Genomic DNA, 21,317 nt, shown 5'->3' with positions numbered 1-21,317 from the left:
CGTCCTGATCTAAATCCTACTGGGCCGGCTTGTAGATCTGGTCGAATATACCACCATCGCCGAAATGATAAGGCTGTGCCTTCTTCCAGCCGCCAAAAAGCGGATCGTCGATGGAGATCAGCTTGATTTCGGGCGTCTTCGGAATGTCAGCCGCATCCACCAACTCGGGCTTGGCCGGACGATAGTGGTTCTTGGCGATGATCGTCTGGGCTTCCTTGGAATAGAGCCAGCCGAGATAGGCTTCGGCGACCTTGCGGGTGCCCTTGGCATCGACATTGGCGTCGACGATCGCCACCGGCGGCTCGGCCAGGATCGAGGTCGGGGGATAGACGATCTCGAAATTGTCGGCTCCGAATTCATTGAGCGCCAGATAGGCGTCGTTTTCCCAGCCGATCAGCACGTCGCCGATGCCCTTTTGCGCGAAGGTGACCGTCGAGCCGCGCGCACCGGTGTCGAGCACCGGAGCATTGGCGTAGAGCTTGCCGACAAATTCCTTGTTCTTGGCCTCGTCGCCGCCATCATTGGCGTTGGCATAGGCCCAGGCGGCAAGGTAGTTCCAGCGGGCGCCACCCGACGTCTTCGGGTTCGGCGTGATCACCTGGACACCGTCCTTGACCAGATCGCTCCAGTCGTGGATGCCCTTCGGGTTGCCCTTGCGGACCAGGAAGATGATGGTCGAGGTGTAAGGCGCCGAATTGTTCTCGAACTTCTTGCGCCAGTCCGGGTTGATCTTCTTCGACTTGGTGACGATGGCGTTGATGTCGCCTTCGAGCGCCAGCGTCACCACATCGGCATCGAGGCCGTCGATCACGGCGCGGGCCTGGGCGCCGGAGCCGCCATGCGATTGCTGGATGGTGACCGTCTCGCCGGTCTCGGCCTTCCAGTGTGCGACGAAGGCTTCGTCATAGGCCTTGTAGAGTTCGCGTGTCGGGTCGTAGGACACGTTCAGAATGGTCGTATCGGCAAACGCGAAACCGAGCGTGCCGAACTGGATCGATGTGGCGACCAGTGCGCCGAGCAGTTTCTTGAAATGAGGTTTGGTCATTTCCGCCTCCGTTGATGACGGCTGAACTCTATCGAATTGATAGAAATTAGATGCATTCAACGTTGCATTTTTTGTCCCCCCGAAGGAAATTTTCGCCGATATTGGGTTTCGGAAGGAAATATTTTCCTCATATTGGTCTAACCCGAATCCGGCCGGTTTGACGCTATCTAGGAGCTGACAGCGCAGAAGCAAGGCCGAGCGAGGGAAGGCTCGGTGTAGCACCGGGCGGTTCAGCCCGCAGTGATGGGAAAATCGAAGCGCAGCTTTGGATACGGCTCATCCCGAAGCGTGTAGTGCCACCACTCGCGCGCATAATTCTTGAAGCCGCCGGCGCACATGGCGTCGAGCAGCCTTTTGCGGTTTGCCGCCGCTTCTGCCGCCAATGGGCGATGGGCGGTTTCGCTTGCCGGGTCGAAACAGTCGAAGCTGGTGCCGAAACCGAGCGTGCCGGCGCCGGCCGCGCCGCAAGCGGCGGATGACTTGTTCTTGCCGTCGCTGCGGGCGATGGCGACATCGACGGTCGAGCCGCGCGAATGGGTGGACAATTCGCCGATATAGCCCTTGGCGATGAGGTCGCCGCGCGGCACCAGAGGGTACCATTGCGGATCGGGCGGGCCGCCCTCTCTGGTCCATTTGCCCATGTCGGCAACGGCGCGGGCCGGGCGGTAGCAGTCGAAGACGACCAGCGTCAGGCCGTCGGCGGCGAGCGCTTTCTGCACGCCGGACAGCGCTTGCGCAGCTTGCTTCGTGAGGATGCAGACTGGGGCGTCGTAGCCATCGGCCTTGCGATGCAGGAAATTTTCCAGGCCGGCATAGCGGATGTCCTGGCGGATCGAGGGATCGACATCGGCCAGGCGGACGAAGCCGGCGGGCAGGGGATCGGCGTGGGCGGGGGGTGCAACGAGGATCATCAGCGTTGCCGCCATGAAGCTTGCCAACGAAGGACAGCGCGAGGCACCCCCCTCTGCCCTGCCGGGCATCTCCCCCTCAAGGGGGGAGATTGGCGGTTTGGACCTCGCGCTTACTACTCGACCGTTGGAGATTGGCGAAGGCAGCGAGGCGAATAATCTCCCTCCTTGCGGGGGAGATGGCCGGCAGGCCAGAGGGGGGTGCCTCGCGCCGGGTCTCGGGCGAAGAAGCCCAATCCCCTGAATCGCTTGGCGCCATCTATTCAACGAACACCTTCACGCTTGCCGCGCGTCCCACGGCGTCGATGACGGTGAGCGTCGAATAGCCGGCGCCGTCGGGCAGCCAGGTCGCAGTGCGGCGGCGGTCGATGCCGACGAGCGGCTTGCCATTGGCCAGCCAGCGGAACGGCGCGCGGCCGCCTTGCAGTTTCAGCACCAGCGGCGAGGCCTCGGCGGAATTGGTGGCGAGATCGACGCGGGCGCCGTTGGGCGGGAAAATGATCGTTGGCGCCGGTTCCGTCGGGCCTGCCTGCACCAGTCCGTCGGCGCCGGCGCCGAAGCGCGCCAATGTCACCGGCAGGTCTTCGCGCCTGGCCTTGACGACGCCGGCCGGCTGGCTGGGCAACGGGACGGCGGTCAGGCCTGAACGGACGAAGCCCTCGAACAGGATGGGGGCGGCCGAGACATAGCCGGACAGGCCGGGCACCGCACCGGCATCGGCGCGGCCGACCCACACACCCAGCACGTAGCGGCCGTCGAAGCCGACCGACCAGGCATCGCGATAGCCGTAGGACGTGCCGGTCTTGTAGGCGATGCCGCGCTGCAAGGCGCCCTCAGGCGGCTTTACGCCCGACAATATGTCGGTGATCTGCCAGTTCGCCTGGGCGTCGAGGATGGTGGCGGTGGCGCGCTCGTCGTTGGCCGGCTCGGTGCCGTCATGCAGCGTGTTTGCCTTGCCGCCATTGGCCAGGCCGGTATAGAGCTGGACGAGATCGCGCAGCGTTACGCCGACGCCTCCGAGGCCGATGGCGAGGCCCGGCGCCTCGTTGACCGGTAGCACCGGGCTGACGCCGGCCTGGCGGAAGCGCGCCATCAGCCGTGCCGGGCCGACCGAGTCGAGCACGCGGATCGCCGGAACGTTGAGCGACAGCTGCAGCGCCTGGCGGATCGAGACATCCCCCTGATAGCCCATGTCGAAATTCTTTGGCCGGTAGCCGCCGAAATCGACCGGACTGTCCTCGATCAGCATTTCCTGCGCCACCAGCCCCTGCTCGAAGGCGAGGCCATAGATGAACGGCTTCAGCGTCGAACCGGGCGAACGCACGATCCTGGTCATGTCGATCCAGCCGGAGCGGCTGGCATCGAAGAAATCGGCCGAGCCGACTTCGCCAAGAATGTCGCCGGTGCGTGCGTCCGCCATCACCATGGCGACCGACAGGCGCGGGCCAAGCTTGATCGCGGCATCGCGCGCCACCTGTTCCAGCCCTTGCTGGACGCTTTTGCGGATCGTCAGCTGCAATGGCTTGCCGGGTACGGCCTTGGGCAGCATGGCATAGGCGGCATGTGGCGCCAGTGCCGGCAGTTTGCGGCGCAAGCCCGAGACATCATCGAGCGCTGCGCGCGCGGCCTCGCGCTCGCCAAGCAGGTCAGCTGATACCATGCGGGTCAGCACGCGGTCGCGGGCTGCATGAGCGATGGTGAGATTGCGGTCGGGCCGGCGCTTTTCCGGCAATTGCGGCAGCGCCACCAAGAGGGCTGCTTCCGAGACCGTCAGCCGCTTCGGCTCCTTGCCGAAATAGGCGAGTGACGCGGCGCGCACGCCTTCGAGATTGCCGCCATAAGGCGCCAGCGTCAAATAGCGTTCGAGGATCTCCTGCTTAGACAGCCGCCGCTCGATCTGGATGGCACGCAGCATCTGCTTGATCTTCGAGCCGAGGCTGCGGTTTTCGCGTGGCTCGATCAGCCGGGCAAGCTGCATCGACAGGGTCGAGCCGCCGGAGACGATATGGCCGCTGGTGGCGAACTGGCCGGCGGCGCGCGCCAGCGCCAGCACATCGACGCCATCATGGTCCCAAAAGCGCTTGTCTTCATAGGTGACCAGCATGTTGACGAACTGCTTGTCGACCTGGTCGAGATGAGTGTCGAGCCGCCAGTAACCGTCCGGCGTGGCGAAGGCGCGCAACAGCTGGCCGTCGCGGTCCTGGACCTCGGTGGAGACGGTGAGCCTTCCGGGCAGCGGCGGCGGAAAAGCGCGGTCGAGTTCCCAGAGAGAAGCGGCAGCGATCGCCGCAAAGCCGACGAGGGAGGCGGCGGCGATGCCTGTTCGACGGAGAAATTTTCTGGAGAGCATGGTGGTGCCCTTCATCCGCCTGCCGGCTCCTTCTCTCCGCATAGCGGGGAGAAGGAGATGGTCGCGGACATCGGCGTGTTCATCTTCGTCAAGGCGCCTTACGGCGCCTTGATCTCCATCATGCCGGTGGCGGTGCGGGCCGAATATTGCGGCCGGTACATGTCCTCCACCGTGGCTGCCGGATGGGCATAGGTGCCCGGCGTTACCGCACGCACGACGTAGGCCAGCATGATGTTGCGGTCGCCATCGCCGTCATTGGGATTGAATGCCGCGACGAAACGGTCGTCGCGGAATTCGAGATGGGCTGCGTCCGTTTGCGCCAGCCAGGTGAAGTTCGACAGCTGGGCGCTGGAAACAAGGCCCGGATTGTCGATCTCGAAGCCGGCCGGCAACAGGTCGGTGATCAGCAGGCGCGAAGGCCAGCGGTTCTGCTCGTAAACCTTGAGCACGACCACGTAGCGTTCATTCTGCGTCGCCTCGGTGACGTTGGCTTCGGTGCCATCGAGCTTGTAGTAGGTGCGGTCGATGGTGAAGCCGTCGCCGCCGGCCGGCAAGGGCTCTACCGGCGAGGCGACCGTGGTGACGACCGCCTGCAGCGGCGTGGCGCCGGTGTTGGCGATGGTCAGCGGGCTGTCGGCAATGTCGGTGCCGCTGAGGTGGTTGGAATATCCACCTGCATGCGGCGCGCCGTTGACCGACAGCGTGATAGAGTCGTTGCCCGACTTCAGCGCGCGGGCCGCCAGAAGCATCCAGGACTCGTCCTGCGTGCTGGTCCAGCGGGCATCGGCGCGTTCCCTTGCCACCAGCCGGATCAGCTCCGGCACGATGGTCGGCACCGGCTTCGATTCGGCGGCGAGCGCCAGGATCGCGGCGCCATCACGCAGCCGCGAGCCATAGTCGGACCGGTAGTAGTCGTATTCGGTGGTCGACTTGGCCAGCTGCAGCGCCGTCTGGAAGGTTGCTTCCGAACGCTGCGCGTCGCCGTAGAGCGCCAGGCTCGCCGCCAACTGGGCGACGGCCATCGGGCTCGAGAAGGCTTCGAGCTTGGTGTCGGCGTAGTAGCGCAGATCGCCGACCGAGGCCTTCTTGTTGCGGGCCAGAACATAGAGCGCGTAGGCGATTTCGCTGCCGCGATCCTGGACGTCCTGGTCGTAACCGACCGAGTTTTGCAGATTGCTCAGCGCCTGGCTCATCGCCAGCGCCGGCACGTCGTAGTTCTGCTCGCGCGCCCGGGTCAGGAAGTCGGTGACGTAAGAGTCAAGCCACAGATCGCCGGAGCCCGGACCCCACAGGCCGAAGCTGCCGGCCGAAGCCTGGTAGCTCAGCACCTTGTAGATGGCGGCCTGCACGCGGCCGTGCAGTTCGGGATCGCTTTGCATGCCAACGCCGGACGCCAGATCGTTGACGTAGAGAAGCGGCATGGCGCGGCTGGTGGTCTGCTCGGCGCAACCATAGGGGTAGCGGTCGAGCGTCATCAGCAGCGACGGCACGTCGAAGGCGGCAGCCTGCGAAACGCCGACACTGATCGAGGCGCCGTCGAGCAGGCTTGCCGCGAGCAGCTCCTTGTCGACGCGCAGCGAGCCGCCATTGCCCTTGAGGTCGACGACCAGACGGGTGGTGACCGGCAATTGCGCCGGACGCACCGGAACATACAGCGTCTGCTCGACGGCGGTGCCGTCGCCATGGGCGAGCTTGATGGTGATCGAGGCATTGCCCGCCGTCTGTGCAATCAGCGGCACGGTCAGCGTCTGGCGCTTGCCCTTGGCCAGCGTCAGCTTTTCGGGCAAGGGCTTGTCGCCGGTCGAGAGGTCGCCGGTCGTGGCGATCGACAGGGCATAGTCGCCCTCCGGACCGTCGGTGTCGGCGACGTCGAGCCGCATGATGGCTGCATCTCCAGGCGCCAGGAAGCGGGGCAGGCCGGCGGTGATCACCACCGGATCGCGCACGATGACGTCGGTCGTGGCATGGCCGACTGCATCCTTGGTCCAGGCGACGGCCATGACGCGCACGGTGCCGTTGAACTGCGGGATGTCGAAGTCGATCCTTGCCTTGCCGTCGGCGTCGAGCTGGACCGGGCCGGAGAAGAAGGCGACCAGCTTTTCGGTCGGCGGACTGCCTTGCGGCTGCATCGAGGCGCCGTCGCCGCCGGTCCTGAGCTTGCCGGTGGTGCCGAGCGAGCCGTCGATGAGACGGCCATAGATGTCGCGGACTTCGAGCCCGAGCATGCGCTGGCCGAAATACCAGCCCTCCGGATCCGGCGCCTTGTAGTTGGTGAGGTTCAAAATGCCGACATCGACGGCAGCGACCGTGACATAGGCATTGCTGCCCGGCGCTACGCCGGCGACCGAAACCGGGATCGACAGCTGCTGGCGCGGCATCGTCTTGTCCGGCGGCGTCAGGGTGACGGCGAGCTTTTTCGAGCCTGGGTCGACCGTCAGCCATTTTACGCCGATGGCGCGCGCCGGCATGCGGGTTTCCTGCGCATCGCCGGGCCGGAACAGGGTTGCGGTGATGTAGGCGCCCGCGCCCCAGTCGTCACCGACCGGGATGTCGACCGTGCTGCCGCCGGCCGGCACGGTTGCCGTGATGGTCTTGAGCAGCTTGTCGGCGCCGATGGTGACCAGCAGTTCGCCGGCAAAATGCGGCGACACCTTCAGCTTGGCCACGTCGCCGGCGGCATAGCTGTCCTTGTCGAGAGCGATCTCGAGCCCATCAGGCGTTTCGGTGGAGGTCGAGGAGACATACCAGCCGGCGTCGAACTCATAGCTGGTCGCCGGGCCCTCGGGATCGGCAGTCTCGATCTCGAGCCGGTACTGGCCCCAGTCGACCGGCATCGTCACGGTCGCCTCGGCATCGGCGCTGAGATCGACCTGGCCGTTGGCGATCGACTTGGTGAAGGTGACCGGTTCGTAGTTCCACGAGTTGTTGTTGCGATACCACTGGTAATTGCGTTCGACCTTGACCAGCGACCACTGCGCGCCCTTCAGCGTCTCGCGCTTGCCGTCGGGGTCGACCGCGATGAGGCTGAACTTGGCGGTGCCGCCCTGCGGCACCTCATTGTCGGCGAAATCCGGACGAATGCCGATCATGTGGCCTTGCGGGCGGATGCCGATGTTGAGCGAGCGTTCGATGGCGCGGCCGCCGGTTTCACGCATGCGAACCGTGACCTTGGCGTCGACCAGCTTGGTGGTCGCGGGCAACTGGTCGACCGTGACCGGGAAGGTCGCCTTGCCGTCGTCGCCGACCACCGGCAGACCGGTGAACGGGGTGACCGAAGGCTCGGCCGACTGCTCGTCGGCAAGGCCGAACGAATAGCCGGCGAAACGGTCCCAGTCGCGCGCCGTCGACAGCGTCAGCTCGCCTTCGAGCGCGAGGCCGGCGGCCGGCGCGCCATAGAGGAAGCGGCCGTCAATGTCGATGTTGGCGGTTTCGCCCTGGGCGATCTCCTGCTTGTCGGACTTCATGTCGAACTCGATGCGATCCGGCACGAAGTCTTCGACCAGGAACATCTGGCTGGAAACGGCCGCCTGCTTGGGATCGGTATAGATCGACACCGTCCAGGTGCCGCGCATGGCGTTGGCTTCCAGCGGCAGGTCGACGGCATAGCCGCCGGCCGAGACGCCATCGGCAACGATGCGGCGGTTCTCGACGCCGTCGGGACGGGTGAAGATGAAGGTCAGCGGCAGGTTTTCCACCGCTTTGGAGGCGCCGTCGCGGGCAAGGGCTGCGACATGCACATCCTCGCCGGCGCGGTAGATGCCGCGTTCGGTCCAGGCATAGACATCGAGCGCGCCCGGTGCGGCGCGTCCGGCGACGCCGCGATCGGACAGATCGAAGCCGGCGCGGCCCATGTCGAGGAAGACGAAATCGTTGTCGCCCTGCTTGGCCATCAGAACGGCCGGCACCATGCCGCCGTCGCCGCGCGTCAGGCCGGGGTTGAAGACAGCATGGCCTTCGGCGTCCGACGTGGCTGTGCCGAGGATTTCATTGTTCCTGGCCAGCAGCGTCAGTTCGGCGCCGGCGATCGGCTTGGCGGTTCCGAGCGAGCGGGCAAAGACATTGAGGCCATCCTGGCCGGTATAGGTCGACAGGCCGATGTCGGAGACGACGAACCACTGCGTGGCAAGCGAATTGTAATTGTCCTCGTCATTTTCATTTACCGCTTGCGCGGTCAGCACGTAGACGCCGGGCTTGCGCTGCGGCAAGGCTTCGTCGACCGGGAACGAAGTCGTGACGTCCTTGTTGAGGTCGTTGGCGATATCCAGCTGCCCCTGCCAGACCGGCTCACCCATCTGGTCGGAAATGCTGGAGATATCATAGCCGTCGAGCTGCTTCAGGAACTGATAGCCGGACAGAAGCTGCGCCAGCGAACGATCGCCGATACGGTAGAGCTTCATCTGCGCGGTGTTCATGTTGACGGTGACGATGGGGATGCCACGGCGGGCGCCGGCGGGCAGCACGAAGCTGTCGCCGGTGAAGCGGGCGGACGGCGCGCGGTCCTGCACATAGATCGACAGCACGACCGGAGCGGCGGTGACCTCGCCAATGGCGGCCGGCAGACCGGCGCGGAAGGTCACTTCGTAATGTTGGCCGTGCTCCAGGCCTTCGACGCAGATCTGCTTGTCCTTGGCCTCGACGCCCTTGGGCGGCTGGTTGTCGACGGTGACGAACTGGGCGTAGTCGACGCCGGTCTTGACCAGCTCCTCGGAAAACTGCGCGCAAATGCGCGGCGCGCTGGTGTCGGCGTCGATCGAGTGATCGATGACGCGGAAGCCCTTGCGGGCCTTGAGATCCTCATATTCGGCCTTGACCGCCGGCGAACTGACCAGCGCGAGGCTGGCTTCATAAGCCTGCAGGGCCGGACGGTAGAGATCGCGGCGGTCGAGGCCGTTGCCGAGCAGCGCCAGCACTTCGGCGCGGGTCTTGGTGGTGCGCAGCAACTTGTAGGCGTTGATGGCGGCGGAGGTGCCTTTGACCGGCAGATTGTAGGATTCGGAGGTGCCGCTGGCCGGCTGTATGGCAAGCGTTTCACGCGCCAGACCGAGCCAAAGCTGACCGTCGTCAGGCAGGACCGAGACCGCGGCCTCGTATTTGTTCATGGCCTGCCCATGGTCGCCGGTCAGTGCAGCCTGTTCGGCGGCGGCGCGGAGTGATTCCAGCCCGTCGGTCGGCTTGTCATAGGCCGGATCGGTCAGCTTGTTGCGGTATTGCTGGGCCTGGTCGGCCATCCAGTTGGGGAAGAAGGCGAGTTCCGGCGGGGCGCCGATATCGGGGTCGCCATCGACATTGACGACCTTGCCCGCGACCGCGCCGCTGAAGGGTTTCAACTGGTTATAGTCGGACTTTAGGAAGCACCATTTGGCCTTGTTGTTGTAAGTAAAGGCGCGGCAGGCGGGGTCGCCGAGGCATGTCGTCTTGCACTGATCGAGGCTGACATTCTGGTCCGATCTGAGATCGAAGCCGAAATAGTCGGAATTATTTGAGGTCACCACCCGGCGGGCTTCGGCCGCTTGCGCTACAGACCCCCAGGCGAAAATGAGAAGAATCAAGATCGACAGACCACGAGCCGCCGCGCGCATCGCCATAACACCCTCCAGACACTGCTACGTCCGCGGCATGTTCAAGCTTCAGTCAAGCTTGTCAACACGAGGACGGGCAGGTTTCCGCCCGCCAACGGTTCCCAAACCGGCCAATGACCGGTATGCCGATAGTTCATCCACGGGAAAGGGATCACGCTTTCTTGCGAAAACGCAGAAGGTGTGAATTCCAAGCCCTGCCTATTTCAGACAATTGGATTGTGGCCCCTTTACGAGCGCTTCAAAACTTCATTCCAATTTTAGTTTTGTAACCTAGGTTGTCCTGATGCCGGCGTATGAAGCGCAGATGTCGAAGGTAAGTGCGCCACGGCGCACGCTTTCGCGTGCGCTGATTGTGGCGTTGGCGTGCTCGACCGTGCTCGTTGCCGAATCGGGGTCGGCGGCCGCCTTCGAGCTCTTCGGCATCAAATTGTGGGGCTCTTCGAATGACGAGGACGCCGATATCGTCGACCCGCTGCGCTATGCGGTGACCATCGAAGCGCCCGATGCCGACAAGGACCTGGTCAAGAAGCTCGAAAACGCCTCGTCGCTGAAATCCGACGAAGACCGCCCGGTTTCCGGCTCGCTCGGCCTTTTGGCGAAGGCGCGTAGCGACCGCGAACAGCTGGTCGCCGCGCTTTATGCCGACGCCCGTTATGAAGGCGTCGTCACTATCACCATCCAGGGCAAGGCGCTCGACGATTTGCCGCCCGATGCCGAATTTACGGGTCCGCAGCCGATCCCGGTGGTGATCAGCATCTCGAGCGGGCCCAAATTCACGCTCGGCAATATTCGGCTGGAGGGCGATGCCGCCGGGCTGGCGAGCGCCGATTTCGGCCTGATAGCCGGCGGCGATGCCGGCTCGGGCGCCGTGCTCAAGGCCGAGGCGCTGATCGTGCGGGCGCTGAAGCAGGAGGGCCGGCCGCTGGCCCGGATCACCGACAGGCAGGTCGTGGCCGAGCACACCACCTCGACGCTCGACGTGACGCTGACGGTGGCCGCCGGGCCGGTTGCCGGTTATGGCGACACCACCGTCGATGGCACCGAGAAGGTCAATCGCGAGTTCACCGAATATATGACCGGGCTGAAACGCGGCCGGCAATATTCGCCCGACGAGATCGACGATGCCCGCGACCGGCTGCTGAGGCTCGAAGTGTTCAACAGCGTGACGCTGAAGGAAGCCGACAGTCTCGACGCCGACGGCAACATTCCGATCGGCGTTCAGGTCAGCGAGCGCAAACCACGCTATTTCGGCGTTGGCGGCACTTTCTCCAACACCGAAGGGCTAGGCCTGGAAGGCTATTGGGGCCACCGAAATCTGTTCGGCCGGGCCGAAAAGCTGCGCATCGAGGGCAAGATCAGCGGCATCGGCAGCAACGATCTCAGCGAGCTCAACTACAATGCCGGCATCATGTTCGAGAAGCCGGGCGTGGTCGGGCCGGCCTCGAAATTCATCGCCAGCGTCAAGACCGTCCTCGAACATCCCGATGCCTACGACCATTTCTCGGTCAAGGGCAGCACCGGCCTGTCCTATGAGATCGACAAGAAGCAGACGGTTTCGGCTGAAATCGCGCTGGACTATTCCAGGATCACCGACGCCTTCGGCAAGCACAAATACCTGATCGCCAGCATTCCGCTGCAATATGTCTATGACAACAGGGACAACCGGCTCAATCCGACCAGCGGCTTCAGGGTTCTGGCCTATGCCGAACCGAGCTACGACATTCTGAGCGGCGCCGCCTTCCTCAAGCTCAGGGGCGAGGGGTCGGCCTATCAGTCGCTCGACACGGCCTCGAAATTCGTGCTTGCCGAACGCGTCGCGCTGGGTTCGATCGTCGGCACCGGCCTTCAGAACGTTCCAGCCGACAGGCGCTTCTATTCCGGCGGTGGCGGCTCGGTGCGGGGCTATGCCTATCAGGGCATCGGACCGAAGGACATCGACAATCAGCCGATCGGCGGGCTTTCCTTCTTCGAAACATCGGTCGAAATGCGCATTGCGCTGACCGACACGATCGGCATCGTGCCGTTCGTCGACGCCGGCACTGTCTCGACCACAGCGACGCCGGACTTTTCCGACGTGAAGGTCGGCGCGGGCGTTGGCCTGCGCTACATCACGCCGTTCGGGCCGCTGCGCATCGACGCCGCCGTGCCGCTCAACCGCGACCGTGGCGACCCGCGTTTCGGCATCTATGCCGGGATCGGACAGGCGTTCTGACGATGAAGATTTTGAAACGCATCCTTCGCCTGTTTTTCTACACGCTGCTGATCGTGGCGGCGGCGGGCATCGGCGCGCTGGTCGTGCTGACCAAGACCGAGCGCGGCCGCGAAAATCTCGCCGGCATCATCTCTGACATGGCCTCGTCAAGGGACAGCAAAGTCACGGTCAGCGGCATTAACGGTATCTGGTCCGGCGCGCTGACGGTCGACCATGTCGTGCTGGAAGACCGCGAGGGCGCCTGGCTGGTGGCCCGCAAGGTGGCCATCGACTGGTCGCCGCTGGCGCTGCTGTCGAAGAATTTCAGCGCCGACCGCATAGCGGCCGAACGGATAGAATTGGCACGGCTGCCTGTGGCGAGCACCGAGCCGAGCAAGAGCGGGTCGGGCGGCCTGCCGGTTTCGCTTGATATCAGAGCGATCGATTTGCCGGAGATCGCGCTCGGCCAGCAACTTGCCGGCAGCGGCATTGCCGAACTTGCGGCCAAGGGATCGGCCAAGGTCGATGCGTCGCCACTGGCGATCCAGACGGTGCTCAACGTTACCCGCCATGACGGCAAGCAAGGCAATGTCGACGCCAACATCCACTTCGCGCCGGATGAAAACAAGCTCGACCTCGATCTCAAGGCTTCCGAGCCGGCCGGCGGCATCATCGCCAACCTGCTCAAGCTACCCGGCGCGCCGCCGGTCAACATCGTCGTCTCGGGCACCGGGCCGCTGGCCAACTGGAGCGGCATCGGCACCTTCATGGTCGACGGTCAGATCGTTACCCAGCTCACCGGCCGGCACCAGCTCACCGACAAGGGCAACCGGATCGAGGCCAAGGGCGACGGTTCGTTCGAAGGCTTCCTGCCGGAACGGTTCAAGTCGCTGTTTGCCGGCAAGACCAGCTTCGACCTAGCCGGCACCGCGACCGCGGCCGGCGGCGTCGACATCGAGCGCGCTGCGATCGAGAGCGACGCAGTTCATGGTACCGCTGCCGGCATGGTCGACCCCAACGGCGCCAGCGACCTTTCGGTCGAACTCGTGGTCAAAGCCAAGCCGGTCACGGTCAATGCCGGTACCCAGGCGCAGCCGATCATGGTGGCCATCAACAATGTGACCGCGCGCGCCTTCGGTGACGGCAAGGCGCCGATGATTGACGCCAGCGCTTCGCTCGTCTCGGTGGTTGCGGGCGGTTCTCAGGTGAACAATCTCCATGCGCGGATCCATTCCGACGGTTTCGACATCGAGAACCGCAGCGGCCCGGTCAGCGTGTCGCTGGCGGCGGCCGGGCTGAAGACCGACGTCGCGACGCTGGCCCCGCTGGTCACCGGCAAGCTGACGGCCTCTCTTTCCGGCTCGATCAGCAAGGATGAGATCTCGCTCGATGAGGGTACGCTGCGCAGCGATGCGCTCAATGCCGGGCTGACGGCCAAGGTGGCGCTGGCCGACCTCGCCATGACGCTCAAGATGAATGCCGATGCGGTGTCGACGGCGCTGCCGCCGCAGATCAGTTCACTGCTTGGCGAACGGGTCAAATTCTCGGCGACCGCGACGCGCGATCCGCAGGGCTCTTTCGCCGCCAACTCGATCGAACTCACTTCCGGTTCGCTGAGCGCCAGCGGCACCGCCAGCGCGCAAGGCAGCGATATCCAGGCCGACATCAAGGGCAAGCTCGGCGACGTCTCGGTGCTGTCTTCGCTGGTCGGCGTGCCGATCGCCGGCGGGGTCGATTTCGCGCTGACGGCAAGCGGCGCGCGCAACGCACCGGATTTCTCGGTTTCGGCCGACAGTGCCAGCCTGACGGCCTCCGGCCGCACCGTCAAGGACATCAAGCTGACCGCATCGGGCAAGGCCGACATTGTGAGCCCGGCCGCAGATGTCTCGCTGACCGGCGCGGTCGACGAACAGCCGCTCGCCATCAAGGCGGCGCTGGTGACGAGCGATGGCAAGCGCTCCATCAAGGGGCTCAGCGTAGCGCTGGGCGACAACAAGGTGTCGGGCGACCTCACGCTCGATGAAAAATTCCTGCCGCTGGGGACGCTGACGATCTCCGCCCCCGATATCGCGCCGCTGGCGTCGCTGGCCGGGCAGACGGCGGCCGGCGATATCGGCGGCACCGTGGTGTTCGCCAAAGACGGCGAGGCTCCCACTGTCACCATCAATGCAGCCAGCGTGTCGATCGCGCGCGGTGATGTGGCAGCCAAGGCAGTCACCGTCAGCGCACTGATCGCCAACTATCTCAACAGCCCTGCGATCTCCGGCACGATCAAGGCCGAGAGCGTGACCTCGGGAACGACCGTCGTCAGTGGCATCGGCGTCGACCTCAAGCGTGACGGCGACTGGACGAATTTCACCGGCGGCGCAACCATATCAGGCATTCCGGCGACAGCTGCCGGGCGGGCGAAGATTGCCGGGGGCGCGACCAGCGTCGAGATCGCGTCCGGCGAGGCGACGGTGCGCGGCATCAAGGTGGCGATCGCCGAGCCGTCGAGCCTGACCATTGCCGATGGCATAACCAACATTCAAAGGCTGGTAGTCGATCTCGGCGGCGGCTCGGTGACGCTGTCGGGCACGGTGGGCCAGACGCTCGATCTGGCGGCGACCTTCTCGGCGCTGCCGGCTGCGCTTGCCAATGGCTTTTCGCCCGGCCTCGATGCCGCGGGCACGCTCGACGGCACGGCGCAAATCACCGGGCCGTCAGCAAATCCCGACATTCGCTTTAATGCAAAACTGGCCGGCGCCGAGACCAGCCAGACCCGTCAGGCCGGGCTCGGACCGCTCGATGTCGATGCGGCCGGCAGCTATTCGACGGCCGGCGGCGTCGTGCTGGATCAGGCGACGCTGTCGGGCCAAAAAATCTCCGGCAATGCGGCCGGCACCATCAACCCGAACGGCGCCAGCGACTTCGCGCTCGACCTGACCTCTTCCGGCCCGAGCCTGCCGCTGGCGTTCGGCAGCATGGAAGGCCCGATCAAGCTCGAACTGCAGGCGCTTTCCGTGAAGGCGGCGGGGCAGGCTGCGCAAGCCAAGCTCGATATCTCGGCGGTGTTGCCGTCGGTGGCAACGAATTTCACCAAGGTCGAAGGCATCGCGCTGGCGCTGCATTCCGACGCGTTCGATGTGAGAAGCCGCACCGGTCCGATCTCGGGCACGGTGACGGCGGACAAGATAGGTCTGGACAATCCGACCATCGCACCGCTGATCGCCGGCAAAATCACCGCCAAGGTTGCGGGCAGCCTGGCGGCCGATGCGATCACCATCGACAGCGGCTCGGTGCAGGGCGATGCGCTGGGCAGCGCCTTCAATGGCCGTGTCGGCTTTGCCGATGGAGCAATCGACCTCAACCTCAACGCCGACGTGCTGTCGGCGGCGTTGCCGGCGGCGGCGCGCAGCGTGCTGGCAGAGCGCACGCAGCTCAGCGCCACGCTGAAGCGGGATGCCAATGGCAATGTCAGCGCCAATCCGGTCAGACTGGCGTCGAGCGCACTGACCGCGGACGGTCAGGCCAGCCTCGCCGACAACAAGCTTAGCGCAAATATCAAGGGTGCACTGGCCGACATCTCGCTGTTGTCGAAAGATGCCAAAGGCGCGATCAGCTTTGCACTCAACGCGCAGGGGCCCAGCCTGGCCCCGGATCTGTCGCTGACGGTCAGCAGCGACCGGCTTCTCGTGGCGGAACGCGAAATCACCGGGTTGAAGCTGACCGCCACCGGCAAGGCCGATGCCGCCAATCCGGCGGCCAATGTGCAACTGACCGGCAATGTTGCTGGGCAGGCGCTGCAAGGCAGCGCGGTGCTGGCGACGGCGGACGGCAAGAGCGCCATCAACGGCCTGCTGCTGTCGCTCGGCAAGAACAAGATTTCCGGCGACCTTGCGCTCGACGAGGCTTTCGTGCCGGTCGGCACCATCGCGCTCGACCTGCCGGATATCGGGCCCCTGGCGGCGCTGGCGCTGGAAAAGGCCGAAGGCGACGTGCGCGGCACCATCGCCTTCTCAAAGACCGCGGATGGCCCGAACGTCGCCGTCAAGGCTGCGACCGCTTCGATTACGCGCGGCGACCTGCAGGCGAAGACGGTGTCGATCGATGCGCTGGTCGCCAACTATCTCGCCGCGCCGGTCATCTCGGGCAAAATTCGCGCCGACAGCGTCATTTCCGGCGGCACCGCCATCAGCGGCATCGATGTCGATTTGAAGCGCGACGGCGACTGGACCGGGTTTTCCGGCGGCGCCACCGTCAAGGGCATTCCGGCGAAGGCTGCGGGCAGGATAAAGGTGGCTGGCGGCACCACCACCATCGAACTCGCTTCCGGCCAGGCCACGGTGCAGGGCATCAAGGCGGCCATCGCCCAGGCCTCGACCGTCAGCATCGCCAACGGCACAACGACGCTGGACAAGCTGGTGCTCAATCTCGGTGGCGGCACGGCGACGGTGACCGGCAAGGTCGGGCAGGCACTCGACATCAGTGCCGCGCTGTCGAAGGTGCCGGCTTCGCTGGCCAACAGTTTTTCGCCGGGCCTCCAGGCCGCCGGTTCGATTTCAGGGACTGTGAAGGTGACGGGCGCGTTGGGCAATCCGGCTGTCGCCTTCGATATCGATGCCGGCGGGGTGCAGACCTCGCAGACGCGCAGCGCCGGTCTTGGCGGCATGAATATCTCTTCGTCGGGAACATTTGCCGGCAAGAAGCTCACCTTCAACGCCGACATCAGCGACGGCGCCGGGCTTGGCCTCAAGGGCGGCGGTACGGTGACGACGGCCGGCACACCAGCGCTGGTGCTCGACTTCAACGGCAAGGTGCCATTTTCCTTCCTGGCCGCCAAGCTTGCGGCGCAAGGCCTGTCGCTCAGCGGCACCGCCAACGTCAATATCCAGATGCGCGGCCCGGCGGCGTCGCCGGTGATCGGCGGCACGGTCAGCACGTCGGGCGCCCGCCTGGTCGACGCGCGCTCCGGCCTTGCCGTCAACGACATTGCCGCCGACATTTCGATCGGCAACGGCGTTGCCCGGATCAACCGGCTGACCGGCACGCTGTCGACACGCGGCAGCCTGTCGGCCTCCGGCACCCTCGGCATCAATCCGGCGCAAGGTTTCCCAGCCGATTTGTCTATCAAGCTGGTTGACGGCCGCTATACCGACGGCAGGGTGGTGACAGCCAATCTCGGCGGCGACCTGACCATCAAGGGGCCGCTCACCTCGGCGCCGGTGATTTCGGGCACCGTCAATCTGGCCAAGACCGTCATCACCGTTCCCGATAAGCTGCCGGGCTCGCTGGCAGCGCTCGGTGTCAAGCACAAGAACGCGCCCGCCTCCGTGCGGGCGCAGGACAAGGCCTTGCGACCGGCGGCGGCCAGCGGTGGTGGCGGCAGTGGGCTTGTCCTCGACGTCACGGTCAATGCGCCGAACCAGATCTTCATCCAGGGCAGGGGCGTCGATGCCGAGTTCGGCGGTTCGCTGAGGCTGACCGGCCCGGCGGCTTCGCCGCAGGCGGTCGGCACCTTCACCTTGCAGCGTGGGCGGCTGTCGATTCTCGGCAAACGGCTGACCTTTACCGAAGGCACGGTCGGCTTTTCGGGCTCGCTGGTGCCCTACCTCAACTTGACCGCGACATCGACCACGACCAGCGCCACCGTCACCATCGTCGTCTCGGGCGAAGCGACCAATCCGAAATTCGACTTCTCATCGGTGCCGGCGCTGCCCGAGGACGAGGTGCTGGCGCAGCTGATTTTCGGCCGCTCTATGTCGAACCTGTCGCCGCTGCAGATCGCGCAGCTGGCCGAGGCCGCCGGCCAACTGGCCGGCGTCGGCGGCTCGACCTCGCTGCTCGAAAACCTGCGCAGTGCAATCGGCGTCGACGACCTGGATGTGACCACCGATGACCAGGGCGGCACCGCCGTGTCGGCGGGCAAGTACCTCAATGACCGCACCTATGTGACGATCCAGAAAGGCGACAGGCCAGGGTCGGGCAAGGCGACGATCGACCTCAATGTCGGACGCGGCGTCAAGCTGCGCGGCGAGGCCAATGATGGCGGCGAGGCCAAGGGCGGCATATTCTACGAAAAGGAATATTGAGTTCCTGGCCCTTACCGCCGCCGGAACTGGCGCTGTCTCAACCCGCCCAAATGTATCAATACTCGCCTAAGCAGATTCCGGCGGAATCTGGGCGCGCTAGCACTTTTGCGCCAAGTCTGTCGTTATCACGCGAACCGCTCCCTTTTCAAAGTTGCACATTCCCTAACAGGTTCCGTAGCCATGCCGTCTTTGACATCACGGCAGGGATGCGGAATGTTAAAAGGCGGAAAGCCAACAATGGGAGTTAAGGTATGACAAATTACAAGAGTAATGGCGATCGCGTTCCCGATCACATCCTGGCCATGGCCGAAGAAGCCAAGGCAGGCAAAGTCGATCGCCGCGAGTTCCTCGCCATGGCGAGCGTGTTCGGCGCGTCGACTGCGATGGCCTACGGCATGCTCGGCGTAGCCGTGCCGACCCAAGCCAGGGCCGAAGAGGTGCAGGGCAAGAAGGGTGGCATCCTTAAAGTCGCGCAATGGGTCAAGGATCCCAAGGATCCGCGCAAGGCCGACTGGTCGGAAATCGCCAATGCCGAGCGCCAGGCGCTTGAGCCGCTGGTCAAGTACACCAGCGAATACACGTTCCGGCCGTACCTTCTGGAGAGCTGGGAGGTCAACGACGACGCCACCGAGTACACGCTGCATGTGCGCAAGGGTGTGACCTGGTCGAATGGCGATGCCTTCACCGCCGATGACGTCATCTTCAATCTCAAGCGCTGGGCCGACAAGAAGGCCGAGGGCAATTCGATGCCTGGCCGTCTCGGCACGCTGGTCAAGGACGACAAACTCGACGAAAGCGCCGTGACCAAGGTTGACGACCACACCGTCAAGCTGAAGCTCGGCAAGGCCGACATCGCGCTCATTCCGAACATGTGCGATTATCCCGGTCTCATCGTCCACAAGAGCTTCGACGAGAAGGGCGGCGACTTCAAAGCCTGCCCGATCGGTACCGGTCCGTTCGAGCTCGTCTCCTACGATGTCGGCCAGAAGGTGGTCTACAAGCGCCGCGAGGATAACAAGTGGTGGGACGGCGAGGTGTTCCTCGACGGCATCGAATTCGTCGACTACGGCACCGATCCGGCAGCCATGGTCAGTGCCTTCGAGGCCGGCGAAGTCCATACCAATTTCGAGACCTCGGCCGACTATGTGTCGATCCTCGACGGACTGGACCTGGTCAAGTCCGAAATCGTCACCGCGTCGACCATCGTGTGCCGCACCAACATCAACAACAAGCCTTACGGCGATCAGAAGGTGCGTAACGCGCTGCAACTGGCGGTCGACAACAATGTCGTTCTGCAGCTTGGCTACGGAAATGCCGGCACGGTGGCTGAAAACCACCATGTCTGCCAAATCCACCCGGAATATTACGAGCTGCCCAAAGTCGCTCGCGATCCGGCCAAGGCCAAGGCGCTGATGGCGGAAGCCGGCCAGGCCGACTTCGAGCATGAGCTGATAACGGTCGACGAAGACTGGCACAAGAATACCGGCGACGCCATCGCCGCGCAGATGCGCGACGCCGGCCTCAAGGTAAAGCGCACGGTGCTGCCGGGCTCGACGTTCTGGAACGACTGGACCAAGTATCCGCTGTCGATGACCAACTGGAACATGCGCCCGCTCGGCGTCCAGGTTCTGGCGATCGGCTACCGCACCGGCGAGGCGTGGAACGAGTCGGCCTATTCCAACCCCGAATGGGATGCCAAGCTCAATGCAGCATTGGCCGTTGCCGATGCGGCCAAGCGCAAGGAGATGATGAAGGACATCGAGCAGATCCTGCAGGATTCCGGCATCATGATCCAGCCATACTGGCGCAAGCTCTACAGCCACTCGGTCAAGGCGGTGCAGAATTACAAGATGCATCCGACCTTCGAGCGCGACTACGGCAAGGTCTGGCTCGACCAGGCGTGATCGGAACGTCAGGGAAGGGGCACTTCGCTCCTTCCCGTCACGCCTCGCATGGCCCAGAACCGGAAGCCGCCGCAGCAAAAGTTGCGGACTCTCCTGAAAGACCGTTCAATAAAACTGGGTTGATTGCATCCGAGTGCCGATTTGACGGCCAACTCTGCCGGCAACGGCAAAGCTGGTTTTTCGAACTGGCTCCAACCCCAACCAGACCGGCAGGGGACCGCCATGCTTTCTTTCGTAATCCGGCGTCTCGGCACCATGGCATTGACGATGCTGTGCCTGACGATGATCGTCTTCTTCCTGATCAACCTCGAGCCGAATTTGAAGAAGCTGGCGATCAGCCAGACCGAAATGCACACATCGGCCGAACAGCTCGAAAGCTGGCTGGTCAACCATGGCTACCGGCAGAACTTCTTCGTGCGCTACGGCCAATGGCTGGGCGTCGTCCCGAAGCAACCGGTGACCGATCCGGCGACCGGCAAGCCGACGCAGCGTTTCTCCTTCTGCAACGAACCGCTGGAGCCGAAATTCTCCGGCATCCTGGAAGGTGATTTCGGCTGCTCGACCAAGTTCAAAACCACCGTTGCGTCAAAGCTATTCCCCGCACTCGCCGCCACCGGTATCCTGATGCTCTGCGTGCTGTTGGTGATGGTGCCGATTTCGCTGCTGATCGGCATCCTGGCCGGCATGCGCGAGGGCTCGCGAACGGACCGAACACTGTCCGTCGCATCGATCGCGTCGACGGCGACGCCCGAATATGTGTCGGGCGTCATCTTCACCGTCATCTTCGCCTCCTGGCTCGGCTGGCTCAACGGTTCGGCCGCCTCGGCAAGCCAGGGCATCACCTTCTACAATTTCACCCTGCCGGTGATGACGCTGGCGATCTACGGCATCGGCTACATCGCCCGCATGACACGCGCCTCGATGGTCGAGGTGATGACGCAGCAATATATCCGCACCGCCCGGCTGAAAGGGCTTTCCTTCGGCAGCGTCGTCGTCAAGCACGCGCTGCGCAATGCGCTGATTGCGCCGTTCACCGTCATCATGCTGCAATTTCCCTGGCTGCTTACCGGCGTCGTCATCGTCGAGGTGATGTTCCGCTACCAGGGCTTTGGCTACACGCTGGTCGAGGCCGCCGGCAACAACGACATCGATCTGCTGCTTGGCTGTTCACTGGTCTCGGTGTTCATCGTGCTGATCACGCAGCTCATCTCGGATGTCGGCTACGCGTTCCTCAATCCGCGTATCAGAGTTCAATAGGGGGCTGGGGCA

The 21,317-nt window shown here is 64.2% G+C and carries 8 protein-coding genes; 4 read left to right on the top strand and 4 right to left on the bottom strand.

The genetic code is table 11. The annotated features are described in order from the left end of the window. Positions 1–16 precede the first annotated feature (16 nt). The 4 genes from AC3EML_RS25140 to AC3EML_RS25125 form a co-directional block, all read right to left on the bottom strand. Positions 17–1,045, bottom strand: a complete 1,029-nt coding sequence (locus tag AC3EML_RS25140; RefSeq protein ID WP_023673082.1) for a sulfate ABC transporter substrate-binding protein — start codon at positions 1,043–1,045, stop codon at positions 17–19. A gap of 230 nt (positions 1,046–1,275) precedes the next feature. Further along, positions 1,276–1,971 carry a M15 family metallopeptidase gene (locus tag AC3EML_RS25135; RefSeq protein WP_352522038.1) on the bottom strand — a complete coding sequence of 232 codons (696 nt, stop codon included), beginning with the start codon at positions 1,969–1,971 and terminating at the stop codon, positions 1,276–1,278. Positions 1,972–2,212: 241 nt separating this feature from the next. Then, the gene (gene pbpC / locus AC3EML_RS25130) at positions 2,213–4,318 is read right to left on the bottom strand and encodes a penicillin-binding protein 1C (protein ID WP_352522039.1); all 2,106 of its coding nucleotides are present in this window, start codon (positions 4,316–4,318) and stop codon (positions 2,213–2,215) included. 83 nt (positions 4,319–4,401) lie between these two features. Beyond that, positions 4,402–9,888: an alpha-2-macroglobulin family protein gene (locus AC3EML_RS25125; RefSeq protein WP_352522040.1), complete on the bottom strand. Its 5,487-nt coding sequence runs from the start codon at positions 9,886–9,888 to the stop codon at positions 4,402–4,404. A gap of 277 nt (positions 9,889–10,165) precedes the next feature. Between AC3EML_RS25125 and AC3EML_RS25120 the strand changes: the two genes are divergently transcribed. The 4 genes from AC3EML_RS25120 (at position 10,166) to AC3EML_RS25105 (ending at position 21,305) form a co-directional block, all read left to right on the top strand. Then, positions 10,166–12,094: an autotransporter assembly complex protein TamA gene (locus tag AC3EML_RS25120; protein WP_023804940.1), complete on the top strand. Its 1,929-nt coding sequence runs from the start codon at positions 10,166–10,168 to the stop codon at positions 12,092–12,094. 2 nt (positions 12,095–12,096) lie between these two features. Further along, positions 12,097–18,144, top strand: a complete 6,048-nt coding sequence (locus tag AC3EML_RS25115) for a translocation/assembly module TamB domain-containing protein (protein WP_352522041.1) — start codon at positions 12,097–12,099, stop codon at positions 18,142–18,144. 251 nt (positions 18,145–18,395) lie between these two features. Then, positions 18,396–20,048, top strand: coding sequence for an ABC transporter substrate-binding protein (locus AC3EML_RS25110; protein ID WP_023668187.1), 1,653 nt, complete (start codon positions 18,396–18,398; stop codon positions 20,046–20,048). Positions 20,049–20,270: 222 nt separating this feature from the next. After that, a complete protein-coding gene (locus AC3EML_RS25105) occupies positions 20,271–21,305 on the top strand; it encodes an ABC transporter permease (protein ID WP_023687977.1) in 1,035 nt (344 codons plus the stop codon). Positions 21,306–21,317 lie beyond the last annotated feature (12 nt).

The organism is Mesorhizobium sp. P170090 (assembly GCF_057786115.1).
The sequence above is the reverse complement of the archived record's forward strand: the minus strand, read 5'-3'. Positions and strand labels throughout refer to the sequence as shown.

Coding starts and splice junctions, on each gene's coding strand:
- AC3EML_RS25120 (WP_023804940.1), top strand. CDS start 10,166: ATGCCGGCGTATGAAGCGCAGATGTCGAAGGTAAGTGCGCCACGGCGC.
- AC3EML_RS25110 (WP_023668187.1), top strand. CDS start 18,396: ATGACAAATTACAAGAGTAATGGCGATCGCGTTCCCGATCACATCCTG.
- AC3EML_RS25115 (WP_352522041.1), top strand. CDS start 12,097: ATGAAGATTTTGAAACGCATCCTTCGCCTGTTTTTCTACACGCTGCTG.
- pbpC (WP_352522039.1), bottom strand. CDS start 4,318: ATGAAGGGCACCACCATGCTCTCCAGAAAATTTCTCCGTCGAACAGGC.
- AC3EML_RS25105 (WP_023687977.1), top strand. CDS start 20,271: ATGCTTTCTTTCGTAATCCGGCGTCTCGGCACCATGGCATTGACGATG.
- AC3EML_RS25135 (WP_352522038.1), bottom strand. CDS start 1,971: ATGGCGGCAACGCTGATGATCCTCGTTGCACCCCCCGCCCACGCCGAT.
- AC3EML_RS25125 (WP_352522040.1), bottom strand. CDS start 9,888: ATGGCGATGCGCGCGGCGGCTCGTGGTCTGTCGATCTTGATTCTTCTC.
- AC3EML_RS25140 (WP_023673082.1), bottom strand. CDS start 1,045: ATGACCAAACCTCATTTCAAGAAACTGCTCGGCGCACTGGTCGCCACA.